Raw genomic sequence first — 8,133 nt, 5'->3', positions numbered from 1 at the left:
TCGCGCCATGAGCCAGCAGCCCTCCGAGGAAAAGACGCTACCGCCGTCGACGAAGAAGCTTCGCGACGCGCGCAAGAAGGGCCAGGTCTCCCAGAGCGCGGACCTGGTCACTGCCATGGTGTTGCTGGCCTGCACGCTCTACATCGCGGTCAGCGCCAGCGATATCATCGCCCGGGTACAGGGCCTGCTCGAGGTGACATCGAGACTCTATACCGAGCCGTTCGATTCGCTGTGGCCGCGCCTGATGGCACAGGCGGGCGAGGTGCTGCTGCTTTCGGTGGTACCGCTGGTGGCGCTCACGTTCGTGATCATCGTGCTGACCAACATCGTGGTCTCGCAGGGTTTCATCTTCGCCACCGAACCGGTGCTGCCCAAGGCGGAGAAAGTCGACCCGGTACAGGGTTTCAAGCGCATCTTCTCGATGCGTGGCCTGATCGAATTCCTCAAGTCGCTGTTCAAGATGGTGGCGCTGGGGGTCGCCCTGATCGTGGTCTATGGCCTGGGCCTGCAGTCGCTGATGGAGTCATCCAGCTGCGGTTTCGGCTGCATTCAGGGCACCTTCCTCGATCTGCTGCAGCCGCTGGTGATCACGGCGCTGATCGCGTTCCTGCTGGTCGGCGGCTTCGACGTGATGCTGCAGCGCTGGCTGTTTCGACGCGACCAGCGCATGACCAAGACCGAGCAGAAGCGGGAGCGCAAGGATCAGGAAGGCGACCCGACGATGAATCAGGAGCGCCGCAAGCGGCGACGCGAGATGCATCAGCTGAATGCCAAGGTCGGCGTGCAGCACGCCTCAATGATGATCGGCACCGAAGATGGCTGGCTGGTCGGCATTCGCTACGTACGCGGGGAAACGCCGGTACCGCTGGTCACCTGCAAGGCATCGCCGGAACAGGCCGCGGAGCTGCTGGCGAGTGCCAACTCCCGCCACATCCCCCGGGCAGCGGACGCCACGCTCGCCGCCAGCATTGCCAGACGGGCCAGCAATGGCGACCCGATACCCGATGGGACCTTCCAGTCGGTGGCCGACCTGCTGGTGGCCGCCAAGCTGATCTGAGTGTCAGTCGACATCCTCCACCGCCAGCGCGCGGGCGATCCATCGCCGGAGATTGGCGGCGGTAGCCGATTCGCGGTCGTACAGCAGGCGGTAGGTCATCGGCGCCACCACCCCGTCGACCAGCCGGTCCAGAGATGGCACCGCCGCCTCGCCGCGCGAGAGCGCGCGCTCCCGCAGCGTCGCCATGAGCGATTCGCTGTAGCGACAGCAGCGTTCGCGACGTCCGTTGTCCGCGCTGGCCATCACGTCGTTGAGTGCGCGCTGCCCCGGCACCGAGGTCATTTCCTCGAGATACTGCTCGCCCCAGGCCTGCAGGTCGCCGGCCAGGGTACCGGTATCCACGGGATCGTCATCGGGGCGCATGCGCTCTACGGAGACGTCGGCGACCAGTTCCGCCAGATTGCCCCAGCGCCGGTAGATCGTCGACGGCGTGACGCCGGCATGTTCGGCGACCTGGGGCACCGTCAACTCATCGCGCGACTTTACCGCCTGCAGCTCGCGAACGGCCTGATGGACGGCTTCCTGTACCCGGGCACTGCGCCCGCCCGGTCTGACGGCTTCTTTGATCGGCATGGCGGTTCACTGATGAAAACACAAACGCAAAATATTTGCTTTATGAGCCTGCTAAGTTCAAACTCTCTCTAACGCAAAATTTTAGCATTAATGGACTCCCTCATGTCACCTCCACCTTCATCCCCGTCGACCAATGTCTATCCGGCCCCCCGGCTCGGTTCGCTGGTCTACTACGCGGTATTGATGGTGACGTTTCTCGCGGCCTCGAGCGCCCCGACGCCACTCTACCGGATCTATCAGACCAGTTGGCACTTCTCCACGACCTGGCTGACGCTGGTGTTCGCGAGTTATGTCTTCGCGCTGCTGCTGGCGCTGCTGGTCACCGGTTCGCTATCCGACTACATCGGCCGGCGGCCAGTGGTGGCGATCGCCATCGTCGGCGAGATCCTGTCGCTGCTGCTGTTCGTGGTCGCCGACGGGCTCGTCTGGGTGCTGGCAGCGAGGATTCTGCAGGGCGCGGCGACCGGTATCGTGACCAGTGCCCTGGCCGCGGCGATGCTCGACAGCGACCATACCCGCGGGCCGGTACTGGCGAGCATCGCGCCGCTCTCCGGAATGGGCCTCGGCGCGCTGTTCGCCGGCCTGCTGGTGACCTACGCGCCGGCGCCGATGCGTCTGGTCTATCTGGTGCTGATCGTCCTGCTCGTCATCATGGGAGCCTGTCTCAAGCGCATTCCGGAGAGCGTCACGCCGCGTCCCGGCGCGCTGGCGGCACTTCGCCCTCGTGCGACGATTCCCCCATCGGTGCGAGGACCGCTGTTTCGGGTCGTCCCGGCCGTCGTCTCCTCCTGGGCGCTGGGGGGGTTCTCGCTATCGCTGGGCCCCACGCTGGTGGAGACGATCAGTGGCGTTCACAACCCGCTGGTAGGATGCCTGATCACCTTTCTGCTCCCGTTCATCGGCGGCATCAGCGTGCTGATCCTGCGCGCCAAGCCGCCGCGCCTGGCGGTACTGCTGGGTACCGCCTGCCTGATCGTCGGCATGCTCGGTTTGCTGCTGGGGGTCCATCAACGGGCGGTGGGCATACTGCTGGTCGGGACGGCGATCGCCGGCATCGGTTTCGGCGCCGCGTTCATGGGCGCCATGCGCGTCGTCATGCCCCTGGCACCGCCCACCGAACGATCGGCGTTGATGGCGGCGTTCTACGTCATCTGCTATCTGTCCGCCAGCACGCTGGCGCTGTGTGGCGGAATCGCGACCCAGCACCTGGGCCTGATACCCACCATCTACGCCTACGGCAGCCTGGTGGCGCTGCTGTCACTGGCCGCGTTCGTCGGTACCTTGACCCAACGCCAGCCCGAGGCCGAGCCCCGGGCCAGATGCACCAACCCGGCCTAGGCCGGGCTTTCGACGGCCTGGCGTTCCAGCGTGCGACAGAGATCGCCGTCGAGCTTGAGCGCTGCCGCCAGTTGATCGAGCCAGGCCCGCTCCATCGGGTTCTGGTCGTCGACGATCGCCACGCTGGCCAGGTAGACCTCGCGGGCGGCCTGGGGCGAATCGGCATCGCGGGCGATGGCATTGGCATCCAGTGGTGCGGACATCTGCTGCTCCACCCAGGCGTGAAGTTCATCGTCGGCGCCAAGCGCGTCGATCTGCTCGGCCAGCGCGGCCCGCTCCTGAGCATCGATGTGGCCGTCGGCACGCGCGGCGGCGATCATCGCCCGCAGAATCACCAGGCTGCGGCTCTCCTGCCGCTCGCCGGAGAGCTGCTCCAGCGGCTGGTCGGTTGCTGTCGTCGCTTCGGCGGGCGCCGATTTCTGCTCCTGATGCGCCTGCCAGGCTTTCCAGGCCAGGGCGCCCAGACCGGCCAGGGCGCCGTACTTGATCGCCTTGCCGCCCATGCTGCGGCCACGCTTGCTGCCGACCAGCATGCCCAGCGCGCCACCTCCCAGCAGCGATTTGGCGTCGAAGCCACCGATACCCGACGACGAGCCCTTTCCGCCCCCGGCCTGTTTCATGATCTGCGATAGAATTTTCTGTGCGTTCATTACCCCTCCATTCACCCCGTTGCATGATCATCCTGCACTGCTATAGACCGCCATCGGGCCCGGAGGTTTAACCCGAGGGACGATCGGCTCAATCGATCAGCGCCGGACGACGGGAATCGGCGTGAAATTCGAACGCATCGGCAATGTCCCGGGCGATGACCCGGGGCTCGGAGAGTGGCGGCAGCGCCTCGGGGGAGAAATAGGCGGCATCGTGCACTTCATGCCCGGGGTCGAGCGGGCCGCCGTCGAGCCGCTCGCAGAGGAAGAACAGCTTGTAGAAATCGAGCACGTCGGCCGGATAGGCATGCTTGGCCTTGTGGCGGATGGCGTAGAGCCGCTTGGCTTCGACCTTGACGCCGGCCTCCTCCCACACCTCCTTGATGGTGTTCTCGGCAGCCGAGAGCCCGACCTCGGCGTAGCCGCCGGGCATGGTCCAGCGCCCGTCCATCTTCTCCTTCACCAGCAGGATCCTGCCGTCGTCGATGATCGCCGCACGCACATCGATCTTCGGCGTGACGTGTCCCTCGCCCTTGCCCAGCGCCAGGTTCACGCGCCCGATGGGAATATCGCCCAGCGCCGCCATCATCGAGGCCGAAATCTCGGCGACTTCTTCATAGCGCTCGCGATCGAACTTGTCGCGACAGTAGTGCAGCCCAGTGTCGGCCAGAGCCGAGAGCCGCTTGGCCCAGGCCAGCCATTGATCTTCCATGAGGCGGTTTCCGATCGCAGAGGGTGGATGACAACACATGTTCGCCCAAAGACTAACAACTGTGGCCGAAGACGTCAGGCAGCGACATGGTGCGGACGTGAAAAAGCCCTTCCGCAGAAGGGCTTTCCAGGCGAGAGCTCGCGAAGACGCTGGCGCCATCAACCGGCGGCAGGCGCCTCGCCGTCCGGTCGCGGGCCGTGGTGAGGTCCACGCGGCGGCTTGGTCAGCGCTTCGAACGCCGTGACCTGCTCGTCGTCGAGCACCGAGGAGAGCGCACTGTGACGCTGTTCCAGCAGCTGCTTGAACTGCGCACCACGCGCGTCCCGTGATTCGTCATCGCCCTTCACGTCGGGACGCTTCAGTTGATGCAGCCCGTCGAAGAAGGTGCGTTCGGCGTTGAGCACCTTGGCACTCTGGTCCTGATCGAGATTCCAGGTCGCGAACAGCGGCGCATAGCGCTGCTCGAGCTGGGCGGTCATCTGCTCGGGATCCAGGCGCGGTCCGCCGTGGTGACGCATCATCGGCGGCCGCGGGCGCTCCAGCATCTGGTAGGCGTGGAGCTGCTCGTCGGTGAGCACGTCGGTGAGTTGCTCGCGCTGCTGCTGGAGCAGGGACTCCATCGCGGCCCGGCGCTGCTCGGGCGCTGCCTGGTCATCGTTGCCACGCAGTTGCTGGAGACCGGCGCGGAAATCGCTGTCGGCCTGGGCGAGGCTTGCCAGTTTATCGTCATCGAGATTCCAGCTGGCGACCACCGCCTCCTTGAGCGGGTCGGCGTGCGCCATGCGTGCCTCGTGGGGCGCAGGCGGCTTGGGTTGTTCGGCCGGTGCAGCCATGGCCAGCGGTGACAAGGTGGAAGCGGTGACGGCCAGCGCGATGAGTGACTGGTGAAATTTCATGACTTCGACTCCGGTTGCGCACCGGGACGCGGTGCAGGAGCACTATCTCGTGGCTTCGTGCAGGCAGTGTGCAGTGAGCGAGGAAGGTCGAATCACGACATCGGCAAGTGCCGAGATCCATCGCTCGATCCACCGGTGCCAACGGGCATAAAAAAACCGCCCCGGTCGGAGCGGTTCTTCAAGGCGCAATTGAGAATGGCTGCAATAGCTCGTGAAGTGCTGAATAAATCGACGAGCGGGTTAAAGCACAAGGCGTACGGAGCACAGGATCCGGAGCCTATGGGGTATAGGTGAGGATTCCGATCGGACCGGCGCCCCGGCACCGCACAACGCAGTGATTTTCCCGCGCAGACATTTAGTCAGTGCTTCCCTCAGAACGCCCAGTCGTCGTCTTCCGTGCTGACCGTCTTGCCAATCACGTAGGAGGAGCCGGAGCCGGAGAAGAAGTCGTGGTTCTCGTCGGAGCCGGGCGAGAGCGCGGCGAGGATCGCCGGGCTGACGTCGGTGACGCTGGCCGGGAACAGCGCTTCGAAGCCCAGGTTCATCAACGCCTTGTTGGCGTTGTAGTGAAGGAACTTCTTGACGTCCTCGGTCAGGCCGACGTCGTCGTAGAGCGCCTCGGTGTACTTGACCTCGTTGTCGTAGAGCTCGTGGAGCAGCTCGTAGGCGTAGATCTTGATCTCTTCCTGGCGCTCCGCCGGCAACTGGGCCAGCTGACGCTGGAACTTGTAGCCGATGTAGTAGCCGTGGATCGCCTCGTCGCGAATGATCAGGCGAATCAGGTCGGCGGTATTGGTCAGCTTGGCGCGGCTGGACCAGTACATCGGCAGGTAGAAGCCGGAGTAGAACAGAAACGACTCGAGGAAGGTGCTGGCGACCTTGCGCATCAGCGGATCTTCGGCGCGATAGCGTTCGAGGATCAGCTCGGCCTTCTTCTGCAGGAACGGATTCTCCTCGCTCCAGCGGTAGGCGTCGTCGACGTCGCGGGTGGCGCAGAGCGTGGAGAAGATCGAGCTGTAGGAGCGCGCGTGGACCGACTCCATGAAGCTGATGTTGGTGATCACCGCCTCTTCGTGCGGGGTCACGGCGTCGTCGATCAGCGCCGGTGCGCCGACGGTGCCCTGGATGGTGTCGAGCAGGGTCAGGCCGGTGAACACGCGGATGGTCAGTTGCTGCTCGTGCTCGGTCAGGGTGTTCCAGGACGGGATGTCGTTGGAGAGCGGAATCTTCTCCGGCAGCCAGAAGTTGCCGGTGAGACGGTTCCAGACCTCCAGGTCCTTGTCGTCCTGAAGGCGGTTCCAGTTGATCGCATCGACCCGGTTCAGATGACGGGCGACAGAGGTGGGCATATCCATGAGAGTGTTCTCGTTCGGTTGGCGCCGGAAAGACTCGCTTCAACCCGGCGCGTTCGCTCGATTGAATCAAAACGGCTTGTTCGGCTGACAATCGCAAAATTGGCGAGCGATGGTCAGGCAAGGCGAAAGTCGGCGAAAGAGCGGAGTTTACGGGGTGTAAATGAGCACCTTGAGCCGACTTTCAACACAGCATGACCGAGCGCAGCCATTTTGCCTCTTTACAGCGTGCAGGAAACGCACCCCTCGACTTCCGTTCCCTCGAGAGCGGCCTGACGCAGACGAATGTAGTAGATCGTCTTGATACCCTTGCGCCAGGCGTAGATCTGCGCGCGGTTGACGTCACGGGTGGTCGCCGTGTCACGGAAGAACAGCGTCAGCGACAGGCCCTGGTCGACGTGCTGGGTCGCCTCGGCGTAGGTGTCGATGATCTTCTCGGGACCGAGCTCGTAGGCGTCCTGGTAGAACTCCTGGTTATCGTCGGTCAGGTACGGCGCCGGGTAGTAGACGCGGCCCAGCTTGCCTTCCTTGCGGATCTCGACCTTGGAGGTGACCGGATGGATGCTCGAGGTCGAGTTGTTGATGTAGGAGATCGAGCCGGTGGGCGGAATCGCCTGCAGGTTGCGGTTGAACAGGCCGTGGGCCATCACCGATGCCTTCAGCTCGCGCCAGTCGTCCTGGGTCGGAATGGCGATGCCGCTCTGCTCGAACAAGCCGCGCACCTTCTCGGTCTTCGGCTCCCACGCCTGTTCGGTGTACTTGTCGAAGTACTCGCCGCTGGCATAGGTGGACTGCTCGAAGCCGGCGAAGCGCTGGTTGCGCTCGATGGCGATGCGGTTGGAAGCGCGAATGGCATGGAACGCGATGGTGTAGAAGTAGATGTTGGTGAAATCCAACCCTTCTTCGCTACCGTAGAGGATATGCTCGCGCGCCAGATAGCCGTGCAGGTTCATCTGCCCCAGGCCGATGGCGTGGGACCTGGCGTTGCCCTCGGCGATCGACGGCACCGAGGTGATGTTGCTCATCTCGGAGACCGCGGTCAGGCCGCGAATGGCCGCTTCCACCGTGGTGCCGAAGTCCGGCGAGTCCATGGTCTTGGCGATGTTGAGCGAGCCCAGGTTGCAGGAGATGTCCTCGCCGATGTGACGATAGCCGAGATCGTCGTCGTACTCGGTCGGCGTGTTGACCTGCAGGATCTCCGAGCAGAGGTTCGACATGTTGATCCGGCCGTGGATCGGGTTGGCACGGTTCACCGTGTCCTCGAACATCAGATACGGATAGCCGGATTCGAACTGCAGCTCGGCGATGGTCTGGAACAGCTCGCGGGCGTTGATCTTCTTCTTGCGGATGCGGCCGTCGGCGACCATCTCCTCGTACTTCTCGGTGACGCTGATGTCGCCGAACGGCACGCCGTAGATGCGCTCCACGTCGTAGGGCGAGAACAGGTACATCTCCTCGTTGCGCTTGGCCAGCTCGAAGGTGATGTCCGGCATCACGATGCCCAGCGACAGCGTCTTGATGCGGATCTTCTCGTCGGCGTTCTCGCGCTTGGTGTCGA

8 protein-coding genes are annotated in these 8,133 nt (G+C 64.0%); 2 read left to right on the top strand and 6 right to left on the bottom strand.

Features of this window, described 5'->3' with window-relative positions:
- Positions 1–1,057: EscU/YscU/HrcU family type III secretion system export apparatus switch protein (locus Q0602_RS20670; RefSeq protein ID WP_298847597.1), on the top strand; the 1,057-nt coding region annotated here is incomplete at its 5' end.
- Between the two features lie 3 nt (positions 1,058–1,060).
- Here the strand turns inward: Q0602_RS20670 and Q0602_RS20665 are convergent.
- The gene (locus Q0602_RS20665) at positions 1,061–1,630 is read right to left on the bottom strand and encodes a TetR/AcrR family transcriptional regulator (RefSeq protein ID WP_295036055.1); all 570 of its coding nucleotides are present in this window, start codon (positions 1,628–1,630) and stop codon (positions 1,061–1,063) included.
- Between the two features lie 102 nt (positions 1,631–1,732).
- Between Q0602_RS20665 and Q0602_RS20660 the strand changes: the two genes are divergently transcribed.
- On the top strand, positions 1,733–2,968 hold the full coding sequence (locus Q0602_RS20660; protein WP_295036056.1) for an MFS transporter: 1,236 nt from the start codon (positions 1,733–1,735) through the stop codon (positions 2,966–2,968).
- Here the strand turns inward: Q0602_RS20660 and Q0602_RS20655 are convergent.
- The 5 genes from Q0602_RS20655 to nrdE all read right to left on the bottom strand — a co-directional run.
- Positions 2,965–3,618, bottom strand: a complete 654-nt coding sequence (locus Q0602_RS20655) for a tellurite resistance TerB family protein (RefSeq protein WP_298847594.1) — start codon at positions 3,616–3,618, stop codon at positions 2,965–2,967. The genes Q0602_RS20660 and Q0602_RS20655 overlap by 4 nt on opposite strands.
- 88 nt (positions 3,619–3,706) lie before the next feature.
- A complete protein-coding gene (locus Q0602_RS20650) occupies positions 3,707–4,327 on the bottom strand; it encodes an NUDIX hydrolase (protein ID WP_298847592.1) in 621 nt (206 codons plus the stop codon).
- A gap of 158 nt (positions 4,328–4,485) precedes the next feature.
- A complete protein-coding gene (locus Q0602_RS20645; protein ID WP_298847590.1) occupies positions 4,486–5,223 on the bottom strand; it encodes a hypothetical protein in 738 nt (245 codons plus the stop codon).
- 371 nt (positions 5,224–5,594) lie between these two features.
- Positions 5,595–6,572, bottom strand: a complete 978-nt coding sequence (gene nrdF / locus Q0602_RS20640) for a class 1b ribonucleoside-diphosphate reductase subunit beta (RefSeq protein ID WP_298847599.1) — start codon at positions 6,570–6,572, stop codon at positions 5,595–5,597.
- A gap of 224 nt (positions 6,573–6,796) precedes the next feature.
- A partial coding sequence (nrdE, locus tag Q0602_RS20635; RefSeq protein WP_298847588.1) for a class 1b ribonucleoside-diphosphate reductase subunit alpha occupies positions 6,797–8,133 on the bottom strand: 1,337 nt, incomplete at its 5' end.

It is taken from the genome of uncultured Salinicola sp. (assembly GCF_937921195.1).
Lineage (GTDB): Bacteria > Pseudomonadota > Gammaproteobacteria > Pseudomonadales > Halomonadaceae > Salinicola.
This window is presented reverse-complemented; position numbering and strand designations above follow the sequence as displayed.

Excerpts from the sequence above, each read along its gene's own strand:
- Q0602_RS20665 (WP_295036055.1), bottom strand. The coding sequence starts at position 1,630 with ATGCCGATCAAAGAAGCCGTCAGACCGGGCGGGCGCAGTGCCCGGGTA.
- Q0602_RS20660 (WP_295036056.1), top strand. The coding sequence starts at position 1,733 with ATGTCACCTCCACCTTCATCCCCGTCGACCAATGTCTATCCGGCCCCC.
- Q0602_RS20655 (WP_298847594.1), bottom strand. The coding sequence starts at position 3,618 with ATGAACGCACAGAAAATTCTATCGCAGATCATGAAACAGGCCGGGGGC.
- Q0602_RS20650 (WP_298847592.1), bottom strand. The coding sequence starts at position 4,327 with ATGGAAGATCAATGGCTGGCCTGGGCCAAGCGGCTCTCGGCTCTGGCC.
- Q0602_RS20645 (WP_298847590.1), bottom strand. The coding sequence starts at position 5,223 with ATGAAATTTCACCAGTCACTCATCGCGCTGGCCGTCACCGCTTCCACC.
- nrdF (WP_298847599.1), bottom strand. The coding sequence starts at position 6,572 with ATGCCCACCTCTGTCGCCCGTCATCTGAACCGGGTCGATGCGATCAAC.